Here is a 22299-nt window from a genome sequence, read left to right as displayed (position 1 = left end):
CCCTGAGCGCGCCGCAGGCTCAGAGCGTCTCGGAGCCGGAGCGGCCGTCCTCGCCCGGCGCTCGGGTCGCCGTCGGCGTGTCGTCGACCCGGGCGTCCGGATCAGGAATCACGGGCATCTCGCCGGTGAGGGTGGACTGGGTGGGCGCTGGCAGCTCCCAGTCCGCCGCTGGATCGCCGTCAGCCGCGCCCGGCGCCTCGGACTCGGAGCCACTGCGTGCCTGGTGCGCCGCCCGGTGGCTGGTCACGGTGACGCCGATGCTCGCTCCGACGACGAAGACCGCCGCGGCGACCCGCAGCAAGGTGGCCTCCTGCCCGATCATCACCACGCCCGCGATCAGCGCGACCACCGGTCCGAGGCTGAGCAGGATCCCGAACACGTGGCGGGGAAGGCGCCGGAGAGCAGCGAGTTCGAGGCTGTAGGGCAGCACGGACCCCAGCACGGCGGTGCCGGCGGCCAGAGCGAGGAGCTGCGGGTCCATGAGTCCGATCAGCGCTCCCGGGGCGCCGAGGGGCAGCACCACCAGCGCCCCGATCGCCATGGCGACCGCGAGCCCACCCTGGCCGGGCACCAGCTTGCCCACCCTGGCGCTGGCGAGCACGTACAGGCCCCAGCAGGCGGCCGCGAACAGAGCGAACAGCACCCCGATCCCGTCCAGGGCCCCCGCGCCGGTGAAGGATTCGAGACCGAACAGGCTGACTCCGGCGAGGGCGAGCGCCACCCACAGCAGATCGGTGCGACGTGTCGAGAGCACCGCCGAGACCGTCAGCGGTCCGAGGAACTCGATCGCGACCGCCGTGCCCAGGGGGATGCGGTCGATCGCGCTGTAGAAGCTGCCGTTCATGGCGCCGACGATGACTCCGAAGGCCGCCACCGCGATCCACTGCTGCCGGGTGAAGCGGTGGAACTTCGGGCGGACGATGGCCATCAGCAGCACGGCCGCCAGGCCCAGGCGCAGCGCCGTGGTCCCCCAGGAGCCGAGCGCGGGGAAGAGATGGGTCGCCAGGGCCGCCCCGAACTGGACCGAGAAGCACGAGCCCAGGATGAACAGGATGGGCACCACCGGCGGGCCCGCAACGACCGTGCCGTCCGCCGCAGTGCCGGCGGTGCCCGCCGGGGCCGGACCGGCCTGCGCCCGGCCACTCGATGTGCCGTCGGCCGGAGCGGGTCCGGACGGTGCAGGGCCGGACGGTGCGGGGCCGGCGGAGTAACCAGGTGTCTTCACGACTCCACTGTGCCCGGCCGGGCCCGGCCGGTCCACTTCGCGGGCGCGCAGGTCACATCTCGTTCGGGAGAACGACAGACAGGGCCGTGGGGGTCCGGGTACACAGGTGCCATGACGACGCACTCGGAGGACGAGGCCCCGCTTCCGCACAGTACGAGCTCCGCACCCGAGCCCGGCGCTCACACCGACCCTCAGCATGGCGACACTCAGGCCGGAGCACCGGGCCATGCGCACGGCGAGGGAGGCGGCACGCTGCTCGGCCGATGGCAGGGCTTGGCACTGCTCGTGGTGCTCCTGGCCGCCGCCACGATCGGATTCTCCTCCCGGGGCGTGTGCACCCCGGTCGGCGCCGATGCGAGTTCGGACGTCTTCAGCGCTGCGCGGGCGAGCGAGGCCGCCGCGCCCGCGGTCGCGGAGCCTCGGCCCGTCGGCTCCGATGCCGATGCCGAGGCCCACGCCCTGCTCTCGGACCGTCTGGCCGAGCTCGGCTTCGAGACCACCACGCAGGAGTCGATCGGCACCCGGACAGTCTCCGGTGTCGATACCGACACGGGGGCCGGCTTCGGCTCGGCGGGCTACACCCGCAACCTGGTCGCGACCCGACCCGGCACCGACCCCACGGGCACCATCGTGCTGGGAACGCACATCGATTCGGTGCCCAATGCGCCGGGGGCGGCCGATGCCGGGGTCGGGCTCGCCGTGATCCTCGAGACCGTCCGCGCCCTGGGACCCGAGGCGCAGCGCAACGACCTCGTGATCCTCCTGGTCGACGGCGAGGAGCCCGGCCTGCTCGGCTCGCAGGCCTTCGTCGACGCGCACGCCGGTGACCTCACCGAACCTGTCGTGGTCCTGAACCACGAAGCCCGCGGCGTCTCCGGTCGCCCCACGGTGACGCGATCGAACGGGCCCATGCACCCGGTGTACGGCGCCATGCCGCATCCCGAGTTCGAGTCCCTCACCGGCGCCCTGTTCGAGTTCATCCCCAACGACACCGACTTCACCGTGTACCGCGAGGCGGGCTGGTGGGGCATGGACATGGCGATCACGGACGACTCGTGGGCGTATCACAGCCCCCAGGACGACGCCGCCCATCTGGACCGGGGCACCCTCCAGCACTACGGCGACATGACCCTGGCGCTGACCCGGGACCTGGCGCAGCGGGATCTCGGCGCGCTCGAGGAACGGGCCGGGGAGCAACCGGTCCAGACCACCGCTCCGTGGGGGATCATCGCGCTGCCACCGGCCGCGGTGGGCGTGATCAGCGTGCTCGCCCCCATGGCGCTGCTGGCGGCCGTGCTGGTGCGGCGCCGGCGCGGCGAGCTCACCCTTCCCGGCGTCCTGGGCGGCGTGCTCGCGGGCCTGGGTGCGGTGATGTTCGGCGCCGGAGCCGGGGCGCTGCTGTGGGAGGCGGCCGCCGCAGCGAGCCCCGAGATGCTCTCGCAGACGACGGGCGAGCCCGTCCGCGCCGAGCTGTTCTTCGTCGCCGAGCTGATGGCCGCTGCGGCCGTGGTGGCGGGCGCGTGGGTGCTGGCACGGATCCTGATCACGCGCCAGGCTCTCCTCCATGGCGCGGCGATCACGATGCTGCTTCTGCTGACCTCTCTCGGCCTGCTCCTTCCCGGTCTCGGGATGGCCATGATCCTGCCGGCCGCAGTCGCCGCGATCGGGGCGCTGGCCGCGGTGCTCCTCCCGCCCGCTGTGGGACTGGTGGTGCGGGCGGTGGCGCTGGTGGTCGTCGGCTGGACGCTCGGCGCGCAGATCTCGGCGCTGATGGAGTTCGGCATCGCCTCCTCGGCCGGTGGGCTGGCCGGGACCACGATCCTGACCGTGGCGGCCGCCGCGCCACTGTTCCTGGGTCGTCAGGTGCGGGCGCGCCACCGAGCTCGGCGCCCGCATCGCGTGCTGATCCCCGTCCTCCCGGCGGTGCTCGCGATCGGACTGACCCTCGGAGCCTCCGCCGTCACCCTCGCCTCTCCGGAGCCGATCCAGGAGCGCGTCACCGCACATGTGGACGGGTCGAGCGGGCAGACGACCTGGGAGGCCACCGGCACCACCGACTGGGGTGAGCAGCTGGACGGGGCGACCGCGACCACCGAGCTGGAGCCGCTGACGTACGACCTGCGGGCCGACACGGCCGACGGGAGGACGGACGCGGAGCTGACCATCACCGCGCCACGGGACGCCTCCGAGTGCCTGCTCGTGCCGGAGGAGGGGACGCTGACCGACGTCACGGTCGACGGGACCCCCGTCGATGCCGAGGGCGGCCTGGGTGAGGTCCGCATCGTCGGGGTGCGCGCGGGGCAGACGATCACCATCGAGTTCTCGCTCGCCGCCGGCGCCGAGCTGACGGTGCGCGAGACGATCTTCGAGCCGTCTCTCGCCGGTGGCTGGACGGAGCCCGCGGAGGACGTCTCCCTCGTGCAGCCCCGCGTCACGGTGAGCTCCACGATCCGGACGAGCTGAAGAGGGCATCGAGAACACCAGGGCGACTCTGCGCGCGGCATCGCGAGAACTCCGGTCCCGATCCGGTCATCGTCCGTGGGCCGGCCTCACCCTCCCAGCGGGACGGCGCCCAGCACCTCGTGCAGCGGACCCCCGGAACGGCCCTGCCCGAGGCGGGAGGTGACCAGCTCGATCTCGTCGGTCCGCCACATCGGTCCGCGGTAGACGGAGAGCGCATGGACGGCGTCGGCGAGCATCACCTGCGTCGGATCCGGCTGCGGCGGGTCCCAGCGCGAACGACGGCGGCGCGCTCGCGGTGCCCGGGCGGAGACCCGTGCGACCGTGAGGTGGGCCCGCCGGCGCTCACGATCCTCCTCGCCCAGCAGCTGTTCGCTCATCAGGGCGCCGAGACGATCGACCTCCCCGCCGACCCCGATCCACAGCGTGCGGCTGCTGAACGTCCCCGCCCCGGAGAGCTGCAGATCCATCGGCTCGTGCCGCGCGGCCACCTCGGCGAGCGAGGCCAGGGCCCCATCGACCGCCCCGTCGGGCAGGTGGGGACGGAAGGCGAGAGTCAGATGCCACTGGGCGGCGTCTCCCCAGCGCAAGGAGAGTCCCGTCCGCGACCGCACCTCGTCCAGTGCGGAGGCGAGATGGTCCAGGGCATCCGGTGAGGGCCGGATCGAGACGAAGACCCGCATCATGCGGCCGGCGGGAAGCTCTCCCTGGCCGCCTTCGCGATCCGTGCCAGCTGAGCACGGTCTCCGATGGCCCCCAGCACGCCGCCGAGGCCGGGGATCGCCTTGCCGAACAGACGCACCGAGCGCAGGCCGAACTTGCGCAGGATCCGCCCGCCGATGGCGCCGGCGACGGCGGACTGAGGACTGGTCGGCAGGCGCTTGGCGACGGTGCGCGTGGCGACTCCGGCGACCGGACCGAGCCCGACGTTCTTGAGCACGTCCCCGGATTCCTCGCCCATCAGCGCTGCCAGGACGCGGACCCGGACGTCCTCGTCGTCGACGTCGTACCCGCGCACCACGGCGATGGCGCCGACCATGCGGGTGGACTGGACGTAGAACTCGACCACGTTGGTCGGCAGCAGGATGGGGAGCGTGAAGATGCCGCCGAGACCGGTGAGGAAGCCCGCCACGGTCACGCCGCGGCGATGGCGACGCACGATGCGGCGGATCGCGACCTCCGGGCGCTTCCGCCCCCGGCCGCGCTGCGCCCACCGGGCGATGTCCTGCGCCGAGGAGTAGCTGAGCTTGCCGTCCAGTCCGATGTCGCGGAACGTCTCGACCAGGCGCTGGAGCGCTCCACCGCTCGCGTCCGCGGCGGCCGGCTCGCTCTCGGCGCGAGGACCTCTGCGGGCCTCCTTCAGCGCCTGACGTGCCGTGCTGGTGGTCCTGCGGTCACGGCGCAGCATTCCGAGGATGCCCACGGCGAATCCCTCCTCGTCTCGTCTCCGGCTGCCCGGACGGGCGCCCATCGCGTGCGGCCATCATGCCGTCGTCGGGCGCTGACGGCGACACGTCCCGACCATTCGGTGCGGCGGGCCGGGGCCCTCGGCGCCCACCATGGCCCGGGACCACCGATCACGCGGGTCGCCCTGAGCACCGACGTGATGGACCTCCTGGCCGACACCGCTCGCAGGTGCGCCCGTCCGTGAGCCCCTGGTCGTAGGCTCGAGGCACCATGCAGCAGAAGCTCTATCGAGACGATGCGATCGTCCTGCGCACCCACCCCTTGGGCGAGGCCGATCGCATCATCACGCTGCTGACCAGGCGCCACGGCAAGGTGCGTGCGGTCGCCAAGGGCGTGCGCCGCACCGGCAGCCGCTTCGGTGCCCGTCTGGAGCCGTTCAGCCTCGTCGACCTCCAGCTGCACGCGGGCAAGAATCTGCACACCGTCACCCAGGTCGTGACCATCGAACCGTTCGCCGTGGCGATCAGCGCGGACTACGGCCGCTTCACCGCCGCCAGCGCCATGCTCGAGACCACCGACCGACTCACCGACGAGGTCGTCGATCCCAGCCAGCGCGGTTTCCTGATGCTGGTCGGTGCGCTGCGCGCGATGGGGGAGGGCCGGGTCGCACCGCCCCTGGTGCTGGACTCCTTCCTCCTGCGCACCCTCGCCGTCTCCGGGTGGGCCCCCGAGCTGCGGATGTGCGCCTCCTGCGGCGCTCCCGGCCCGCATCACGCCCTGGACGTCCGCGCGGGCGGGCTGGTCTGCACCGGGTGCCGCCGTCCCGGGGCGATCGCGGTGCGGCAGTCGGCGATCGAGCACATGATCTTCCTGCTGGCGGGGGACTGGGAGAATGTCGTCCCGGCCGAGGACACGGTGGCCCACGAGGCCGGTCGCCTGATCAGCGACACCGTGACCTGGCACCTGGAGCGTTCGGTGCGCTCCCTGAGCTACGTCGAGCGCTGAGCGCGTCCGCGCGAGAGACCCTGGAGGAGACCTTATGCCCGGCGCATCCGAGCGCGGAGGCGAGCAGCCGTTCGAGCACCCCAGCGGCGCGCAGCCCCCCGATCTGCCCGCACCCACCATCCCCGCCCATGTCGCAGTGGTGATGGATGGCAACGGCCGCTGGGCCAACCAGCGCGGACTGCCGCGCACCGCCGGTCACGAGGCCGGCGAGGCTGCACTTCTGGACGTCGTCGCCGGCGCTCTCCAGATCGGCGTCACGCACCTGTCCGCCTATGCCTTCTCCACGGAGAACTGGAAGCGGTCCCCCGACGAGGTCCGCTTCCTGATGGGCTTCTCGCGCTCGGTGCTGCGCCGCCAGCGGGACACCTTGAATTCCTGGGGCGTGCGGATCGTGTGGATCGGCCGCGCGCAGCGGCTGTGGGGCAGCGTGATCCGGGAACTCCAGGAGGCCGAGCAGCTCACGCGCGGTAACACCCGGATGACGCTGTACATGTGCGTGAACTACGGGGGCCGCGCCGAGATCGTCGACGCCGTGCGCGCCGTCGCCGAGGAGGCACGCGCCGGCCGGCTCAGCGGGCGCGGGATCACCGAGAAGACCCTCACCAGGCATCTGATCGACCCCGGTATGCCGGACGTGGACCTGTTCCTGCGCACCAGCGGGGAGCAGCGCACCTCGAACTTCCTGCTGTGGCAGTCGGCCTACGCGGAACTCGTGTTCGTCCCGGAGCTGTGGCCCGACGTCGACCGCCGGGTCCTGTGGCGGGCGATCACCGAGTACGCGCGCCGCGACCGCCGTTACGGGGGAGCGATCGATGCGCTCGCGGCCGACGAGCTCCCGGCGGGCGATGGCACGTCGACGGGATCCGCGCCGGCTCGGTCCTGACTTCGCCCGCTGCTCAGCGCATCCCATCGGTCCGCTCAGCGCATCCCGTCGGAGCCCTCGCCCGTATCGACCGCCGCCTCGTCGGGGTCTGCGCCCACCTCTGCGGGATCGGCTGCCCGGCGCCCGCGCGCGCGACGTACCAGGACGAGGACGCCGGCCGCGAGCGCGAGCAGCACCACGGCGGCGACCCCGGGGCTGCGCAGGAACAGCTCGACCCACAGGAACAGCGCGGTGAGGCCGACGGTCGCGTAGACCACCGCCCATGCGAGCCCGCCGATGGCCAGTGCGGGCAGGTAGCGACGCAGCGGCATCCCGGTGAGCCCGGCGGCGGCATTGGCGGCCGTCTGGAATCCGACGGTCAGGAAGCTGATCGCCACGACGGGTGCGCCGCGGCGGTTGACGATGCCGATGGCGCGGACCACGCGCGGACGGCGCAGCAGATCAGCGACGCGACCGCGGTCCGCGAGCCGGTGCGCACCGCGGCCGAGGGCATAGGTGCCGCCGGCGCGCAGAAGGATCACCAGATAGAGCAGAGCGATCGCCGGCAGCAGCGGCAGCGATCCGATCCACTCCATCATCTGCTCGGCTCCGTCATCGGGGTCATCGGGCCCGCTGCGTCATGATGTCTGCGCCATCATCAGGTCGCCCTCATCCGGAGACGGCCCGGTCCGCGGGAGCGTGCTCGGTGCACAGCCCGAAGACCTCCAGCGTGTGGTCGAGGTCGGTGAAGCCGTTCCTGCCGGCGATCGAGGTCATGGCGGCCTCGAGCTCGGGAGCGAGGAACTCGACGGTGCGCCCGCATTCGCGGCACACCAGATGGTGATGGTGGCCGCTGTCGGCGCACTGGCGGTACAGCGCCTCGCCGTCATCGGCGACGAGCACGTCGAGGCTACCGGCCTTGCTCAGCGCCTGCAGATTGCGGTACACGGTCGCCAGGCCGACGGTCTCCCCGTCGGCCTTCATCTGCTCGTGGATCTGCTGGGCGCTGCGGAAGTCATCCTGTCGCGAGAGCGTCTCGAGGATCGCGGCACGCTGGCGGGTGTTCCGTTGCATCCCTCCATTGTCCCTGATCCGGTTCGGGACCTCCATCCCGACGTGATCGGACGGACTCATCCGCGCGCTGCGTCCATCGCCTCGGGCTCCGGCGGCGCGGCGGTGAGGTCGCGATTCCGCCGTGAGCGGGCGGTACCGCGGGCCGCGGCGATGACGAGGCCGACCGCGTAGACCGCGATGGTCAGCAGCACGATCACCCCGCCCGGCGGGAGATCCACGTTCACGGTGATAAGCAGGCCGCCCAGAGCGCACGCGACGGCGATCACCATGGCGGTGCGCATGGTGCGGGCGAAGCCCACCACCAGGTTCTGTGCCGCCGCGACGGGCACGATCATCAGTGCCGAGACCATCAGGGCGCCCACGATGCGCATCGACAGCGTCACGGTGAGAGCGGCCATGACCGCGACCAGAATGTTCACCAGCCGCACCGGCAGACCGGATGCGCGGGCGAACTCCTCGTCGCTGGTGACCGCGGAGAGCAGGCCGTTCAGGCCCAGCCCGATGGCCAGGACCACCACGGCCAGCGCCACGGCGATGGTGACGTCGGGCAGGGTCACGGTCGACAGGGACCCGAACAGGTAGCCCATGAGGTTCTGTGAGGTGCCACCGGCGAGCTGGATGATCACCACGCCGCCGGCGATGCCCCCGTAGAACAGGATCGCCAGGGCGACGTCGCGACTGGTGTGGCCGAACTCCCGCACGTACTCGATGGCCAGCGCCCCGATCACGGAGGCGGCCAGCGCGCCGGGGATCGCCAGCAGATCGGCGGGGGTGGCGGCGACCCACGCGCCGACCAGCCAGCCGACGGCGACACCGGTCAGAGCCACATGGCCCAGGCCATCGCCCAGCAGCGACAGACGCTTCTGGACCAGGAAGGTACCCACCACCGGGGCGGTCAGACCGATCAGCACCGCGATGATCAGCGGGTACCGCAGCACGTCGTAGGTAAGGATGTCGAGCGGAGAGATCATGCGGGGTGGATCTCCTGTCCGAGGCACTCGTCGATCCGGTCGATCGGGCCGGTGTGGTCGTGACCGGGGTCCAGTTCGGGGCGCTGCGCCTCGGGCCCGTCATGGACCACGCGCCCGTGGTCGAGCACGACGGCGCGGGTCAGCTGGTCCTCCAGGGCACCGGTCTCGTGCAGGACTACCAGGATGCTGGTGCCGCGGGCGGAGAGCTCCCGGAACAGGCCCGCGATCAGATCCTGCGTACCGACGTCGATGCCGGCGAAGGGCTCGTCCAGGACCAGCACCTCGGGGTCGCGCACCAGGGCGCGGGCGATCATCACGCGGCGCCGCTGACCGCCGGACATGCGGGTGATCGGCCGGTCGACGAGGTCGACCAGACCGACCGCCTCCAGCGCCCGCTCGATGCGCGGATCGCGGCGACGGAGGAACCACGAGCGCGATCCGAGCAGGCCCGTGGCGACGGTCTCGCGCGCCGTGGCCGGGATGGAGCCGGCCGCCGGATTGTCCTGCGGGACGTACCCGAGACGATCATGCGAGGCCCGCTTGCGCACGGACTGCCCGAACAGGCGCACGGTGCCGGCTTCCAGCGGCAGCACCCCGAGCACGGCGCGCAGCAGCGTCGACTTCCCGGAGCCGTTGGCACCCAGCAGCGCGACCAGCTCACCCCGGTCGAGGCGGAGGTCGACGTCGTGGAGGACGCGGTTGCCGCCGAGAGCGACCCGCGCGCCCTGGACCTCGACCACCGGGTCCAGAGCGCCGGCGGGTGCCGGCGAGTCCGTGGCGGCCGTCATGACCAGCTCTCGACGAGCTTGCGGCTGTTCTCGCGCATGACCTGAGGATAGTCGGCGTCCTCGGAGAGCTGCGTGGCGAGGTTGTCGAGCTCCTCCGCCTCGACGCCGACGTTGTCGGCAAGGGTCTGCGCGACCTTCGGGCTCGCCGTGGTCTCGAAGAAGATCGTGGTCACGCCGGCCTCGGCGATGACCCCCTCGAGCTCCAGCAGCCGCTGCGGCGAGGGCTCGGTCTCCGGATCGATACCCGTGATCCCCACCTGGGTGAGATCGTAGCGATCGGCGAGATAGGAGAAGGCCGTGTGGCTGGTCACGAAGGTGCGTTCGCCGTCGGCGGCACCGAAGCTCTCCGCGAGCTCCGCATCGAGATCCTCGAGCTCGGTGCGGACCGTCTCGGCGTTGGCGGTGAACGTCTCGGCGGCCTCCGGAACGATCTGCCCGAGACGCTGGGCGAGGGCGTCCGCGATGTCGGCCATCCGTGCGGGGTCGTGCCAGAGGTGGGGGTCGTCCCCGGCGATGCCGTGGTCATGGCCGTCACCGCCCGCCTCGGCGCCGCCCTCGTCGCTCGAGCCCGAGCCCGCTGCCTCGTCGTGCTCGCTCCCCTCGTGCTCGTGCTCATGCTCATGCTCGTGGCCCTCGTCGGCCGAGAGCATCGAGACGACCGTGGAGACGTCCAGCACGTTCTCGTCGCCATGGGAGCTGATCGCATCGTCCAGTGCGGTCTGCAGCCCGGGGATCTGGACGACGAGGGCCGCCTCCTGGATCTCGATGACCTGCTTGGGGGAGAGCTCGATGCCGTGTGCATCGGCCCCGGGCTTGGCCAGCTGGACGATGTCGATCTCTTCGCCGCCGATCCGGTCGAGGAGGTACTCCATGGGGTAGCACCCGGCCACCACCACCGGCGCCGTGGACCCTTCGCCGCCGGCCCCGCAGGCCGCGAGAGCCCCGGCGCCCGCACCGAGGCCGGCGAGGGCGAGGACGGAGCGGCGGGACGGACGCAGGGCGGAGCTGTGCAACATGACAATCATTCTCACCAGCGGTGGGGCGGGAGGCAAGTCGCGCCACGCCCTGCGGCCCCGTTCGTGCCCACGATCACAGCTGGGCCGGGCCCGGTGCAGGTCGGCTGAGGCCGCCCCAGGGCCTCCCGCGCGCGGCCACGCCGCGACCTGGCTATCCTGGGGCGGACCATCTCACCCGTCACCAGGAGTCTCCCCGTGGCCAAGGCCCCCGCCAGCACGCTGGACAACGTCATCGCACTCGCGAAGAAGCGCGGCTTCGTGTTCCCGGCGGGAGAGATCTACGGCGGTACCCGCTCCGCGTGGGACTACGGTCCGCTCGGCGTGGAGATCAAGGAGAACATCAAGCGCCAGTGGTGGCGCACGTTCGTCCAGTCGCGGGCGGACATGGTGGGCCTGGACTCCTCGATCATCCTGCCCAAGCGCGTGTGGGAGGCCTCCGGTCACGTCAAGACGTTCACCGATCCGCTGGTGGAGTGCAAGAGCTGCCACAACCGGTTCCGCGAGGACCATCTGCTCGAGGCCTTCGAGGCGAAGAAGGGGCGGGCACCCGAGGGCGGCCTCGCCGAGGTGCCCTGCCCCAACTGCGGCACCCGCGGGGAGTTCACCGAGCCCCAGCAGTTCTCCGGGCTGGTCAAGACCTACCTCGGCCCCGTCCAGAGCGAGGCCGGGCTGCACTTCCTGCGGCCGGAGACGGCCCAGGGCATCTTCGTGAACTTCCTCAACGTCGTGGGCGCCACCCGCCAGAAGCCGCCCTTCGGGATCGGGCAGGTCGGCAAGGCATTCCGCAACGAGATCACCCCCGGCAACTTCATCTTCCGCACCCGCGAGTTCGAGCAGATGGAGATCGAGTTCTTCACGCCGCCCGCGGAGGCCGACGAGCACTTCGAGACCTGGGTCGAGGACTGCTGGAACTGGTTCACCGACCTCGGGATCTCCGAGGACAACCTGCGCCGATTCGACGTCCCCGAGGACGAGCGGGCCCATTACAGCGCGGGCACGATCGACATCGAGTACCGCTTCGGCTTCTCCGGCAGCGAATGGGGCGAGCTCATGGGCATCGCCAACCGCACCGATTTCGACCTCGCCAGCCACACCGAGGGCTCGGGCACCAAGCTGCAGTACTTCGACCAGGCGTCGAACGAGCGCTACACGCCCTACGTCATCGAGCCGTCCTTCGGTCTGACCCGCTCGATGATGGCCTTCCTCGCCGACGCCTACGCCGAGGACGAGGCCCCGAACTCCAAGGGCGGTGTCGACAAGCGCACCGTGCTCAAGCTCGACCCGCGCCTGGCTCCGATCAAGGCCGCCGTGCTGCCCCTGTCCAAGAGCGAGGACCTCGTCCCGCGTGCCACCCAGCTCGCCGACCAGCTGCGGAAGCACTGGAACGTCGAGATGGACGTCACGCAGGCGATCGGTCGCCGGTACCGTCGCCAGGACGAGATCGGCACCCCGTTCTGCCTCACGGTCGACTTCGAGACCGCCACCGATCAGGCCGTCACGATCCGCGAGCGGGATTCCATGTCCCAGGAGCGCGTGGCGCTGGATCAGGTGGAGTCCTATCTCGCCGCGCGGCTGATCGGCGCCTGAGGGCGCCCGGCGTTCCCCGCGACCCATGGCAGCCGGCGGCGGTGCGGAGCTCTCGCAGGCGTACTTCGAGGATCTCGTCCAACCGCTGCTGACCCGTCATGCTCCTCAGCTGGGGTACGCCGCAGCCCGGCTCGGCTCGGGCTCCGACGTGCTGGGCTTCGATGATGCCCAGTCCCGCGACCACGACTGGGGTCTTCGCCTGACACTGCTGGTCGAGGACGACCGGGCCGATCCGATCGACGCCCTGCTCGAGCGCGAGCTGCCCAGGACCTGGTGCGGACATCCGACCCGTTTCGCGACGACCTGGGACCCGCAGGTCCGTCACCGGGTCGAGGTGGCCTCGGCCGCCGACTTCGCGCGCTCCCGGCTCGGTCTCGACCCGACGCGAGGACTCACCGTCCTCGACTGGCTCTCGCTGACCGGACAGTGCGTCCTCGAGGTCACCGCTGGGCCCGTCTTCCACGACGGCACCGGCGCCATCTCCCGGATCCGCGAGACCCTGGCCTGGTATCCGCGCGATCTCTGGATCTACGCCGTGGCCGCCGACTGGTCGCGTCTGGGCCAGGAGTTCCCCGACGTCGGCCGCGCGGGCCTGCGGGGCGACGAGGACGGGTCGTCGGTGATCGCCGCTCGTCACGTGCGCACGATGCTCCACCTCGCGCATCTGCTCCACCGGCGCTGGCCGCCGTACGGGAAGTGGCTCGCCCACTCGGCCGCGGGGCTCCCGGGTGGAGGAGCTCTCCGCATCGCCGTGCACGAGGTGCTGAGGGCGCGGGACTGGCGCACACGCCAGGGCGCCCTGGCCGACGCCGTCGAACTGCTCGCAGCGGCCCAGGGTGAGATCGGGCTGCCGACGCTGCAGCCGGCGACCGAGGCCTTCTTCGAGCGCCCGCATATCGGGGTGCGCGGCATCCCCGAACTGCTCGGGGAGACGATCACCGATCCGGCCGTGCGGGCGCTGCCGGCCGGCGTCGGCACCGCCGAGCAGATCAGCGATAACGTGACCGTGCTGGTGGACGCCGACGCCCGGCGCCGCCTCGTCGGCGGCTGAGGCCGACGCTGCCAGACGCTGTCTCGTCAGCGGCCGACCCGACCAGGGGCCCGGCCCCGGAACCGAGCCACCGCTGTCCCGGTGGCGCGGACCCTCCGCTGTGCGCTGATCAGCGCACGACGGATCTGTCCTCGCGCCGCCGCCCGCGGGATCAGGCTGGTCCCATGACACCCATCGCATCCCCTTCACGACTCGAGACCACCCCCGATTCGGCCCCGCCCCAGGGGCTGGGCGACCTCACCGCGACCCGCCTCCTCCACCACCGGATCCTGCTGCTGGACCGTGAGCTGGATCAGGACAACGGCGCCCGGCTCAGCGCACAGCTCCTGCTGCTGGCCGCCGAGGACCCGCAGCGCGACATCACCCTGCTGATCAACTCCCCGGGCGGACTGGTCCCCGCGATGCTCGCCATCGGCGACCTCATCGACCTCGTCCCGTGCGACGTGCGCACCATCGCCCTGGGGATGGCCTACAGCGCCGGGCAGTACCTCCTGACCCACGGCACCCCGGGCAAACGGCTGATCCTGCCCCACGGCAGGGTGCTCATGCACCAGGGGTCCGCCGGGTTCGCCGGCAGCGCGGCGGACATCGAACTGCAGGCCGAGGATCTGCGGCGCGGCCGCGATCTGCTGATCGCCATCACGGCGGAGCGCACCGGACAGAGCGAGGAGACCATCGCGGCGGACTCCGAGCGGGACCGCATGTGGGATGCCGCCGGCGCCGTCGACTACGGGTTCTGCGACCGCATCGTCACCGCCCTCGAGGACGTGCTGCCGATGGGGGTCCCGGCCCGCACCGCCCCGTCGCTCGGACTGACCAGCGCCGTCCCCTCCACGTATCAGGGTCCGGCCCACGGAGGCGCGCGATGAGCAGCTACACCATCCCCAGCGTCGTCGAGCGCACCGGTGCCGGCGTCGAGCGCAGCGCCGATGTGTACTCGCGCCTGCTCTCGGACCGGATCATCTACGTGGGCACCCCCATCGACGACGGCGTTGCCAACACGGTCATCGCCCAGATTCTCCATCTGGAGAACGACTCGGCCGACGCACCGATCCACCTCTATCTCAACTCCAGCGGCGGTGAGGCGCAGGCGGTGCTGGCCATCTACGACACCCTGACCTATGTGCGCAGCCGGGTGGCGGTGACCTGCGTCGGCCAGGTGGTCGCGGCGCCGGTGGTGCTGCTGGCCGCCGGGACGCCGGGGCTGCGCTGGGTGCTGCCGCACACGCGGGTCGTGCTGCATCCGCTGGAGGCGCAGGGGCGCGGCGCCGTGCCGGACCTGATCCTGGCGACCGAGGAGGTCGAACGGATACGCCGCGCGCTCGAGGCGCTGATCGCCGAGCATTCCGGGCGCTCCCTGGACCAGGTGCGCCGGGATCTGGAACGAGAGCAGGTGCTCGACGCGGAGGCGACCGTCGCCTACGGACTGGCCGACGAGGTGCTGATCAGGCGGCCGACAGCACGGTGAGGCCGGCGCCGGCGGTCCGGCCGTCGCCGTCGAAACGGATCTGCCGGCGCCCCGGACCGGAGAGCGAGGAGAGCTCGAGCCGCACCGGCTCCGCCGCGGCGAGGCCCGTGACCGCGGCGCCGTCGGCCACCCGCAGCAGCAGGTCGGGAACCGTGAGGGCGAGGGCGCCGGTGATCGCGGCGAGCAGCTCGGAGGAGGGGTCCTCGCGCCCGCGCTCCACGTCGGACAGGTGCTGCATGCTGATGCCTGCGGCATCGGCCACCTGTGCGAGCGTGCGGCGCTGGCGCGTGCGCTCCTCGCGGAGCGCGGCGCCGACCAGCTCGCGCAGCAGAGGTTCCAGATGCCCGTCCATGGCCCGAGGCTACGCCGGACTCCTCCTCGGCGCCGCGTCCTCTGCTGAGAGCAGAAACCGGAGCTGTGCGGCCCCTGCCGTCAACCTCCGCCACTGTCCTCGCCGTCCCCGCATCCCGGTCCCTCCCCAGCCCGGTTCGATGCACATCACCCCCGTCCACCCTCCCCGCCGGCACGGCCAGGTGGGACAATCAGTCCGATGACCACCCTCGACGCTTTGCATTCCGGGAGCGGGCATGCCGTGACCGGGCCCGCTGCGACGCCGTCGGCCGTGCCTGCCGATGGCCCGACCCGTCGCGCCCTGACGATCGGACCGCACACGATCGACACCCCGGTGGTGCTCGCACCGATGGCCGGGATCACCAACATGGCCTTCCGCCTGCTGTGCCGCGAGTTCGGGGCCCTGCACAGCGAGCACGACGGGGGACTGTACGTCTCGGAGATGGTCACCACCCGCGCCCTGGTGGAGGATCACCCGGAGTCGTGGCGCCTGGTGACCATGGGCGAGCGGGAGACGCCGCGCTCGGTGCAGCTGTACGGCGTGGACCCCGCCACGGTCCGCCGGGCGGTCGAGATGCTGCGCGAGCGCGACCTCGTCGACCACATCGACCTCAACTTCGGCTGCCCGGTGCCCAAGGTGACCCGGCGCGGCGGGGGAGGCGTGCTGCCGTGGAAGACGGAGCTGTTCACCCAGATCGTCCGCGGCGCCGTCGAGGCCGCCGGGCCCGACGTGCCCGTGACCGTGAAGACCCGTATCGGCATCGACGACGAGCACGTCACGTACCGCGACGCCGGGCTCATCGCCCAGGAGGTCGGGGCGGCCGCGATCGCCCTGCACGGCCGCACTGTCGTCCAGCATTATTCCGGGACCGCCCGCTGGGACGCGATCTCCGATCTCAAGGAGCTGGTGACCGACATCCCGGTGCTCGGCAACGGCGACATCTGGTCCGCCGAGGACGCACTGACGATGATGGAGCAGACCGGCTGCGACGGCGTCGTCGTCGGCCGCGGCTGCCAGGGACGGCCCTGGCTGTTCGCCGACCTCGCCGCGGCCTTCGCCGGCCGACCCGACCGCATCCGCCCCTCGATGGGGGACATCGCGAGGATCCTGCGCCGGCACGCGGAACTGCTGGTCGAGTTCTTCGAGGACGAAGGCCGCGCCCTGCGCGACCTGCGCAAGCACGTGGCCTGGTACTTCAAGGGGTACCCCGTCGGCGGCGAGATGCGCCACCGCCTGGCCACCATGGAGTCGCTGGCCGACCTCGACGCGAAGCTCGCCGAGCTCGATCTGGACTCCCCCTACCCCGGAGAGGCCGTCGAGGGCCCGCGCGGCCGGGCCGGCAGCCCCAAGCGCGCCGTCGTGCCCCAGGGGTGGATGGAGTCCCGCGCGATGACCACCGACCACGCCGAGCGGCTGCACGAGGCCGAGCTCGACACCTCGGGGGGCTGAGGGGATGACCACGCCCGCGGGATACACCGAGGCCGACCTCGAACGCTGGGTGAACGAATCCGCCAAGTCCCAGGCGCGCACGCCGTTCCAGCGTGACCGCGCCCGGGTGCTGCACTCCTCGGCGCTGCGGCGGCTCGGGGCGAAGACGCAGGTCCTCGGCGCCGGCGCCAACGACTTCGTGCGCACGCGCCTGACGCATTCCCTCGAGGTCGCGCAGGTGGGCCGGGACATCGGTCTCGAGCTGGGCTGCGACCCCGACGTGGTCGACGCCGCCTGCCTCTCCCACGACCTCGGCCATCCCCCCTTCGGCCACAACGGGGAGAAGGTGCTGGCCGACCTCGCCGCCGATTTCGGCGGCTTCGAGGGCAACGCCCAGACCCTGCGCCTGCTGACCCGCCTGGAGCCGAAAGTCATCGGGGAGGAGCGTCCCTACGGGCTCAATCTCACCCGGGCGAGCGTGGACGCCGCGATCAAGTACCCCTGGGCCCGCGGACAGGGACCGGACCCGGACTCTCCCAAGTTCGGGGCGTACGCCGACGACCTCGACGTCTACGAATGGGCCCGCCGGGGCGCCGTCCCGGGCCGCAAGTGCTTCGAGGCGCAGGTCATGGATCTGGCCGACGACATCGCCTATTGCGTTCACGACATCGAGGACGCCGTCACCGGACTCACCCTGGACCTCGCGAAGCTGCAGGAGCCGATGGAGCGCTCCGCGGCCCTGTACGTGGTCCAGGACTGGTACATGCCCGATGAATCCATCGACGCGCTCGACGCCGCCCTACAGCGCCTCGAGGCCGAGCCGTACTGGACGCCGTCGTTCACGGGCACGATGCGCTCGGCGGCCGCGCTGAAGAACATGACCAGCCAGCTCATCGGGCGGTTCACCCGCTCGGTGGTCACCGCCACCCGCACCGCCCACGGCGAGGAGCCCATCGCCCGCTACAGCGGGGAAGCCGTGGTGCCCGAGCAGACGCACCTCGAGATCGCCGTGCTCAAGGGGCTGGCCGCTGCCTACGTGATGTCCTCGGCCACCCAGCAGCCGGTCTACGAGGCGCAGGAGGAGATCATCCGCGACCTGTACTCGCGGCTGTGGAACACCGGCACGGTGTATCTCAGCCCGCTGTTCGCCGAGCTGTGGGAGGCTGCCGGCGACGACGACTCCCGTCGACGCGTGGTCGTCGATCAGATCGCCTCCTACACGGACGTCACGGCCCGGCGCCTGCACGAGGTGCTGTTCGACCGGGAGCTCACGCATGTCACCGCAGCGGACACCCCGCTGCCCGGACTCGGATCGGAGCTGTGATCGGGTGGCCCAGGGACTGATCAATCGCGACGACATCAACCTGGTGCGCGAACGCTCGCGCCTGGACGAGGTCGTCGCCGAGCACGTCACCCTGCGCACTGCCGGAATCGGCTCGATGAAGGGCCTGTGCCCCTTCCACGACGAGAAGACCCCGTCGTTCAACATCCGGCCGCAGCTGGGCCAATGGCACTGCTTCGGGTGCGGCGAGGGCGGCGATGTCATCTCCTTCGTCCAGAAGATCAATCACCTCAGCTTCGTCGAGGCCGTCGAGCTCCTGGCGGGCCGCTACGGGATCCAGCTGCGCTACGAGGAGTCGAGCTCGGGCGGCGGGCGCGGTGACCGTCCCGACTTCGGGACCCGTCGCCGCCTGCTGGATGCCCACGCCATCGCCGAGGAGTACTACTGCGAGCAGCTGGCCGGTCCGGCCGCCGAGGTGGGCCGCCGGTTCCTGACCGAACGCGGCTTCGACCGGGAGGCCGCCGAACGCTTCGGCGTCGGCTTCGCCCCGGAGGGCTGGGACTCCCTGACCTCCGTCCTGCGCGGTCGCGGCTTCACCGAGCAGGAGCTGGTGGCCAGCGGGCTCGTCTCCCAGGGTCAGCGGGGCGTCTACGACAGGTTCCGCGGGCGGCTGGTGTGGCCGATCCGCGACATCACCGGCAACACCATCGGCTTCGGGGCGCGCCGGCTGCTGGAATCGGACAAGGGCCCGAAGTACCTCAATACGCCCGAGAGCCCGATCTACCACAAATCCAACGTGCTCTACGGCCTGGACCTGGCGCGCAAGGAGATCTCGAGACAGCGCCGCGTGGTGGTGGTCGAGGGGTACACCGATGTGATGGCCGCGCACCTGGCCGGCGTCACCACTGCCGTGGCCTCCTGCGGCACCGCGTTCGGCGCAGACCACGTCAAGATCGTCCGGCGCGTGATGGGGGATTCGAACCCGTCCTCGGGGCTGCAGCTGAACGCCGACGGCCGTGGGCTCTCCGGGGAGGTCGTCTTCACCTTCGACGGCGACGCCGCCGGACAGAAGGCCGCGCTGCGCGCCTTCGATGAGGACCAGAAGTTCGTCGCCCAGACCTACGTCGCCGTCGAGCCCGAGGGCATGGACCCGTGCGAGCTGCGCATCGCTCGAGGGGACCAGGCGGTCGTGGACCTGATCGAGGCCCGCAAGCCCATGTTCGAGTTCGCCATCCGCTCGGCGATCTCCCAGGTCGACCTCGACACGGTCGAGGGCCAGGTCAGTGCGCTGCGGATGGCCGCCCCCGTGGTCGCGCGCATCCGCGACCGGGCGATGCGCCCCGAATATGCCCGACGCCTGTCGGGATGGCTGGGCATGGATGAGCGCACCGTGCTGCGGGCCGTCCATGACGCCTCCCGCAGCGAAGAGCGCGCCGGCAGGCATGCTGACGAGCCGCTGAGCACGGAACGCCCCGGCACCCCGGCGGCGAGCGCGGGGGAGCAGCCCGCGGTCCCCGTCGCGCGTCTCGCCGACGCGGTCGGTCCCCGCGACCCCGTCGGACAGGTCGAGACCCAGTCCCTCGCGGTGATGATGCAGACCCCGCACCTGCTGGACACCGAGACGGTGGCAGCCCTGCCGGACGACGCCTTCCACGTGCCGGCTCTGCAGAGCGTGTGGGACGTGATGCTGGCCGCCGGAACACTGCTGGACGCGACCGAGGGGACTCTCCACCCCGCCCGCTACCTCGAACAGGTCCTCGAGATCGCGGGGGAGACCGTGCGTCCGCTGATCGTGGAAATCGCGAATCTCGACCTGCCCGCCCGCGACGAGGAGGGGCTCCAGCGACTGGCCAACTCGCTGCTGGCTCGTCTCAGCGAGCTGTCGATCACCCGAGAGTATTCGGTGCTCAAGCAGCGTCTCCAGCGCACCGATCCCTCGGACGGGGAGCGATACCAGGAGATCCTGGGCCGCCTCGCGCAGGTGCAGGAGAAGCGCCGCGCACTGCGCCAGAGCGTCGAGTGAGCGTCATGTGGAGGTGCTGACGCCACCGGGTACGGGGCCATGCAGGGACGGAGCCGTGACCGGACGGAGCCGTGACCACCGTTAGCCGTGGAGCCATCACGGAGCCATGGAGCCACGGGGTCGCTGCGCCGTCGCGCCGTGGAGCCACGTTCTGTCCGGAAAACCGGAAGCCGGTCTAGGGCCTGCCCCCTGAGGCCGATGTCGCCGCGTTGGTAGCGTTCCCCGAGCGCGCAGACCGGCGTGCCCCGTTCCACGCCCTATGCTGCCGAGGCGATCCCTCGCAGCCACCCGGAGCTGCCCCCATGCGACTGCCCGACCTCTCGAGGTACCAGCTCCCGCGCGAGTACACGCGGCTCGCGCGGCGCGCGGTGCGTCACGTCGTGGGAACCGTGCTCGGACTCCTGATCGGACCGCTGCTCGTGCTCGCAGCCCCGCTGCAGTTGATGCGCCTGCGGGCCCCCTTCCGTCGGGTGCGCCGCTGGGAGCTGTACCGCTTGCGCCGCTTCTACCAACTGCAGGTCGGGGCAGGGGACGGTGCCTTCCTCGGCGGACGCCGAGCGCTGCTGCACGGGCCGTTGTCGGCGGTGCTCGGGTACGTGATGTGCGATCTGCTGCTGCTGGTCGCCGCGGTCGTCCTGGGCAGTTTCACCCAGCTGCTGGCGGCCGGTCCCGTGGTGCTCGAGTTCGCCGTGTGGACCATCAGTCGTCCTGCGCTGCCGGTGCTGGTGATCTTCGGGACCTCCAGCCTGCTGGCCACGGCCCTCTACGCCGAGTTCGCGGTCTGGTTGCAGGCGAAGCTCCTGGGCCGCTGGACCGCGATCACGCGCCAGGATGCGCTGGAGACCCGCATCAGCCGCCTGCTGACCACGCGCCGCGGCGTGGTCGTGGCGATCGACGACGAACGCCGCCGTATCGAGCGCGATCTGCACGACGGGGTCCAGCAGAACGTGGTCTCGCTGTCGGTGACGCTGGCCCGGGCCCGGCGCGCCACGGATCCCCACCGTTCCGCCCAGCTGCTGGAGCAGGCTCACGGCCAGTCCCAGGCTCTGATCGAGGAGGTCCGCCAGGTGGCCTGGCGGATCTACCCGACCACACTCGACGAGCACGGACTGGCCGCCGCCCTGGACGGTGTCGCCGCGACCAGCCCGGTGCCGGTCCACGTGGACCACAGGATCGAGGCCGAGCTGCCTCCGGCGGTCGAATCGGCCGCCTACTTCGTGGCGCGGGAAGCGGTGACCAACGTGGTCAAGCATGCCGGTGCCCGCAGCATCCGGATCACCGTGGCCACTGAGGGCGAGCCCGACCGGCGCGTCCTGCGGCTGGCGGTCCACGACGACGGCACCGGCGGGGCCGATCCCGAAGGCGGCGGACTGCAGGGCCTGGCCAGGCGGGTCGCAGCGCTGGACGGTAGCGTGAGCGTGAACAGCCCGCCCGGCGGCCCCACCGTCATCACCGCGGAGATGCCCTGTGACTGAGCCCCACATCCCTTCGATCCCTGAACAGCCCGACGGGGAGGGTCCCCGCGCGCCGCTCAGCGTGGTCCTCGCCGACGATGCGGTGCTGCTTCGTGAGGGTGTCCGCAGCCTGCTGGTCGACGAGGGCATCGACGTCCTCGCCTCCGTGGGGGATGGAGACGCCCTGCTGAGCGCGGTCGCCGCGCATCATCCGCGCCTGGCGATCGTCGACGTGCGCATGCCGCCCACCCACACCAACGAAGGGCTGCTGGCCGCGGTGCGGATCAAGCGCGACCACCCGGACGTCGGGGTGCTCATGCTCTCCCAGTACGTGGCGCGCGAGTACGCCAGCGAGCTGCTGGGCACCGAGACCCCCGGCATCGGGTACCTGCTCAAGGACCGCGTCACCGAGATCGACAGCTTCCTCGACGCCGTCCACCGGGTCGCCGACGGAGGCACCGTGATCGACCCGGCCGTGGTCCGTGCCCTGCTGCGCGCGCCGGAGCAGCAGAAGGCGGTGAGCCGCCTGACGCCGCGGGAGATCGAGGTGCTCGAGGCGATGGCGGAGGGTCTCTCGAACCGCGGAATCGCCGAGCGCATGTTCGTCTCGCTGAGCACGGTGGAAAAGGCGATCAGCGCCATCTTCGACAAGCTCGAGCTGGCCGGGGACGAACAGACCAGCCGCCGTGTCCAAGCTGTGCTGCGCTACCTCGACGACCGGTAGACCCGTCGCGGTCCACCATCGCGCCTCGTCCCGGTCGAGCGGTACGGCTGGCCCAGCTCCTGGTGGACCGGCTCCTGGCGGACCGGCACCGGGCCGGCCATCGCCCCGCGGACCGGCGTCCG

The 22299-nt window shown here is 71.6% G+C and carries 21 protein-coding genes; 12 read left to right on the top strand and 9 right to left on the bottom strand.

What is annotated here, in order from left to right; translation table 11 throughout:
* Positions 1-19 precede the first annotated feature (19 nt).
* The gene (locus ACFQRD_RS04835; protein ID WP_377803544.1) at positions 20-1225 is read right to left on the bottom strand and encodes a DMT family transporter; all 1206 of its coding nucleotides are present in this window, start codon (positions 1223-1225) and stop codon (positions 20-22) included.
* 111 nt (positions 1226-1336) lie between these two features.
* On the opposite strand from ACFQRD_RS04835, the gene ACFQRD_RS04830 reads away from it, so the two are divergent.
* Positions 1337-3688, top strand: a complete 2352-nt coding sequence (locus ACFQRD_RS04830) for a M28 family peptidase (RefSeq protein WP_377803543.1) — start codon at positions 1337-1339, stop codon at positions 3686-3688.
* 86 nt (positions 3689-3774) lie between these two features.
* On the opposite strand, the gene ACFQRD_RS04825 is transcribed toward ACFQRD_RS04830, so the two are convergent.
* Together ACFQRD_RS04825 and ACFQRD_RS04820 are read right to left on the bottom strand one after the other, a co-directional pair.
* On the bottom strand, positions 3775-4371 hold the full coding sequence (locus ACFQRD_RS04825; protein WP_377803542.1) for a 2'-5' RNA ligase family protein: 597 nt from the start codon (positions 4369-4371) through the stop codon (positions 3775-3777).
* The gene (locus ACFQRD_RS04820; RefSeq protein ID WP_377016830.1) at positions 4368-5108 is read right to left on the bottom strand and encodes an EcsC family protein; all 741 of its coding nucleotides are present in this window, start codon (positions 5106-5108) and stop codon (positions 4368-4370) included. The genes ACFQRD_RS04825 and ACFQRD_RS04820 overlap by 4 nt, the downstream gene beginning before the upstream one ends.
* Before the next feature lie 254 nt (positions 5109-5362).
* On the opposite strand from ACFQRD_RS04820, the gene recO reads away from it, so the two are divergent.
* On the top strand, positions 5363-6097 hold the full coding sequence (gene recO, locus ACFQRD_RS04815; RefSeq protein WP_377803541.1) for a DNA repair protein RecO: 735 nt from the start codon (positions 5363-5365) through the stop codon (positions 6095-6097).
* Positions 6098-6131: 34 nt separating this feature from the next.
* Positions 6132-6980: an isoprenyl transferase gene (locus tag ACFQRD_RS04810; protein WP_377803540.1), complete on the top strand. Its 849-nt coding sequence runs from the start codon at positions 6132-6134 to the stop codon at positions 6978-6980.
* A gap of 35 nt (positions 6981-7015) precedes the next feature.
* Here ACFQRD_RS04810 and ACFQRD_RS04805 read toward each other — a convergent pair whose 3' ends face one another.
* From ACFQRD_RS04805 to ACFQRD_RS04785, 5 genes are all read right to left on the bottom strand, one after another.
* The gene (locus ACFQRD_RS04805) at positions 7016-7555 is read right to left on the bottom strand and encodes a DedA family protein (protein WP_377016836.1); all 540 of its coding nucleotides are present in this window, start codon (positions 7553-7555) and stop codon (positions 7016-7018) included.
* Positions 7556-7628: 73 nt separating this feature from the next.
* Entirely contained in the window at positions 7629-8033 is a 405-nt protein-coding gene (locus ACFQRD_RS04800) for a Fur family transcriptional regulator (protein WP_377016839.1), read from the bottom strand.
* A gap of 56 nt (positions 8034-8089) precedes the next feature.
* The gene (locus ACFQRD_RS04795) at positions 8090-9004 is read right to left on the bottom strand and encodes a metal ABC transporter permease (protein WP_377016841.1); all 915 of its coding nucleotides are present in this window, start codon (positions 9002-9004) and stop codon (positions 8090-8092) included.
* Positions 9001-9792, bottom strand: coding sequence for a metal ABC transporter ATP-binding protein (locus ACFQRD_RS04790; protein ID WP_377016843.1), 792 nt, complete (start codon positions 9790-9792; stop codon positions 9001-9003). Before ACFQRD_RS04790 ends, ACFQRD_RS04795 begins: the two co-directional genes overlap by 4 nt.
* Complete coding sequence (locus ACFQRD_RS04785) at positions 9789-10808, bottom strand: metal ABC transporter substrate-binding protein (RefSeq protein WP_377803539.1); 1020 nt, start codon at positions 10806-10808, stop codon at positions 9789-9791. Before ACFQRD_RS04785 ends, ACFQRD_RS04790 begins: the two co-directional genes overlap by 4 nt.
* Positions 10809-11003: 195 nt before the next feature.
* Between ACFQRD_RS04785 and ACFQRD_RS04780 the strand changes: the two genes are divergently transcribed.
* The 4 genes from ACFQRD_RS04780 to ACFQRD_RS04765 all read left to right on the top strand — a co-directional run bounded on the left by ACFQRD_RS04780 (position 11004) and on the right by ACFQRD_RS04765 (position 14914).
* On the top strand, positions 11004-12395 hold the full coding sequence (locus ACFQRD_RS04780; protein ID WP_377803538.1) for a glycine--tRNA ligase: 1392 nt from the start codon (positions 11004-11006) through the stop codon (positions 12393-12395).
* 25 nt (positions 12396-12420) lie between these two features.
* Positions 12421-13446, top strand: coding sequence for a DUF4037 domain-containing protein (locus tag ACFQRD_RS04775; protein ID WP_377803537.1), 1026 nt, complete (start codon positions 12421-12423; stop codon positions 13444-13446).
* A gap of 164 nt (positions 13447-13610) precedes the next feature.
* On the top strand, positions 13611-14315 hold the full coding sequence (locus tag ACFQRD_RS04770) for a ClpP family protease (RefSeq protein ID WP_377803535.1): 705 nt from the start codon (positions 13611-13613) through the stop codon (positions 14313-14315).
* Positions 14312-14914 (top strand): ClpP family protease, encoded by a 603-nt coding sequence (locus tag ACFQRD_RS04765; protein ID WP_377803534.1) that lies wholly within the window; start codon positions 14312-14314, stop codon positions 14912-14914. Before ACFQRD_RS04770 ends, ACFQRD_RS04765 begins: the two co-directional genes overlap by 4 nt.
* On the opposite strand, the gene ACFQRD_RS04760 is transcribed toward ACFQRD_RS04765, so the two are convergent.
* On the bottom strand, positions 14892-15266 hold the full coding sequence (locus ACFQRD_RS04760) for a helix-turn-helix domain-containing protein (RefSeq protein WP_377803533.1): 375 nt from the start codon (positions 15264-15266) through the stop codon (positions 14892-14894). The two genes, ACFQRD_RS04765 and ACFQRD_RS04760, sit on opposite strands and share 23 nt — an antisense overlap.
* A gap of 198 nt (positions 15267-15464) precedes the next feature.
* Between ACFQRD_RS04760 and dusB the strand changes: the two genes are divergently transcribed.
* The 5 genes from dusB to ACFQRD_RS04735 all read left to right on the top strand — a co-directional run bounded on the left by dusB (position 15465) and on the right by ACFQRD_RS04735 (position 22177).
* Positions 15465-16715 (top strand): tRNA dihydrouridine synthase DusB, encoded by a 1251-nt coding sequence (gene dusB, locus ACFQRD_RS04755; protein ID WP_377803532.1) that lies wholly within the window; start codon positions 15465-15467, stop codon positions 16713-16715.
* A gap of 4 nt (positions 16716-16719) precedes the next feature.
* Complete coding sequence (locus ACFQRD_RS04750) at positions 16720-18018, top strand: deoxyguanosinetriphosphate triphosphohydrolase (RefSeq protein WP_377793979.1); 1299 nt, start codon at positions 16720-16722, stop codon at positions 18016-18018.
* Positions 18019-18022: 4 nt separating this feature from the next.
* A complete protein-coding gene (gene dnaG, locus ACFQRD_RS04745) occupies positions 18023-19999 on the top strand; it encodes a DNA primase (protein WP_377803531.1) in 1977 nt (658 codons plus the stop codon).
* Positions 20000-20301: 302 nt separating this feature from the next.
* Positions 20302-21474: a sensor histidine kinase gene (locus ACFQRD_RS04740; protein ID WP_377803530.1), complete on the top strand. Its 1173-nt coding sequence runs from the start codon at positions 20302-20304 to the stop codon at positions 21472-21474.
* The gene (locus ACFQRD_RS04735) at positions 21467-22177 is read left to right on the top strand and encodes a LuxR C-terminal-related transcriptional regulator (protein ID WP_377803529.1); all 711 of its coding nucleotides are present in this window, start codon (positions 21467-21469) and stop codon (positions 22175-22177) included. The genes ACFQRD_RS04740 and ACFQRD_RS04735 overlap by 8 nt, the downstream gene beginning before the upstream one ends.
* Positions 22178-22299 lie beyond the last annotated feature (122 nt).

It is taken from the genome of Brachybacterium sp. GCM10030268 (assembly GCF_042666305.1).
GTDB lineage: Bacteria > Actinomycetota > Actinomycetes > Actinomycetales > Dermabacteraceae > Brachybacterium.
Note: the sequence above shows the minus strand (reverse complement) of the source record. Positions and strands in the feature narration are given on the sequence as shown.

Excerpts from the sequence above, each read along its gene's own strand:
- recO (WP_377803541.1), top strand. The coding sequence starts at position 5,363 with ATGCAGCAGAAGCTCTATCGAGACGATGCGATCGTCCTGCGCACCCAC.
- ACFQRD_RS04830 (WP_377803543.1), top strand. The coding sequence starts at position 1,337 with ATGACGACGCACTCGGAGGACGAGGCCCCGCTTCCGCACAGTACGAGC.
- ACFQRD_RS04740 (WP_377803530.1), top strand. The coding sequence starts at position 20,302 with ATGCGACTGCCCGACCTCTCGAGGTACCAGCTCCCGCGCGAGTACACG.
- ACFQRD_RS04825 (WP_377803542.1), bottom strand. The coding sequence starts at position 4,371 with ATGATGCGGGTCTTCGTCTCGATCCGGCCCTCACCGGATGCCCTGGAC.
- dusB (WP_377803532.1), top strand. The coding sequence starts at position 15,465 with ATGACCACCCTCGACGCTTTGCATTCCGGGAGCGGGCATGCCGTGACC.
- ACFQRD_RS04785 (WP_377803539.1), bottom strand. The coding sequence starts at position 10,808 with ATGTTGCACAGCTCCGCCCTGCGTCCGTCCCGCCGCTCCGTCCTCGCC.
- ACFQRD_RS04770 (WP_377803535.1), top strand. The coding sequence starts at position 13,611 with ATGACACCCATCGCATCCCCTTCACGACTCGAGACCACCCCCGATTCG.
- ACFQRD_RS04805 (WP_377016836.1), bottom strand. The coding sequence starts at position 7,555 with ATGGAGTGGATCGGATCGCTGCCGCTGCTGCCGGCGATCGCTCTGCTC.
- ACFQRD_RS04810 (WP_377803540.1), top strand. The coding sequence starts at position 6,132 with ATGCCCGGCGCATCCGAGCGCGGAGGCGAGCAGCCGTTCGAGCACCCC.
- ACFQRD_RS04775 (WP_377803537.1), top strand. The coding sequence starts at position 12,421 with ATGGCAGCCGGCGGCGGTGCGGAGCTCTCGCAGGCGTACTTCGAGGAT.
- ACFQRD_RS04750 (WP_377793979.1), top strand. The coding sequence starts at position 16,720 with ATGACCACGCCCGCGGGATACACCGAGGCCGACCTCGAACGCTGGGTG.
- ACFQRD_RS04795 (WP_377016841.1), bottom strand. The coding sequence starts at position 9,004 with ATGATCTCTCCGCTCGACATCCTTACCTACGACGTGCTGCGGTACCCG.
- ACFQRD_RS04790 (WP_377016843.1), bottom strand. The coding sequence starts at position 9,792 with ATGACGGCCGCCACGGACTCGCCGGCACCCGCCGGCGCTCTGGACCCG.
- ACFQRD_RS04765 (WP_377803534.1), top strand. The coding sequence starts at position 14,312 with ATGAGCAGCTACACCATCCCCAGCGTCGTCGAGCGCACCGGTGCCGGC.
- ACFQRD_RS04800 (WP_377016839.1), bottom strand. The coding sequence starts at position 8,033 with ATGCAACGGAACACCCGCCAGCGTGCCGCGATCCTCGAGACGCTCTCG.
- ACFQRD_RS04760 (WP_377803533.1), bottom strand. The coding sequence starts at position 15,266 with ATGGACGGGCATCTGGAACCTCTGCTGCGCGAGCTGGTCGGCGCCGCG.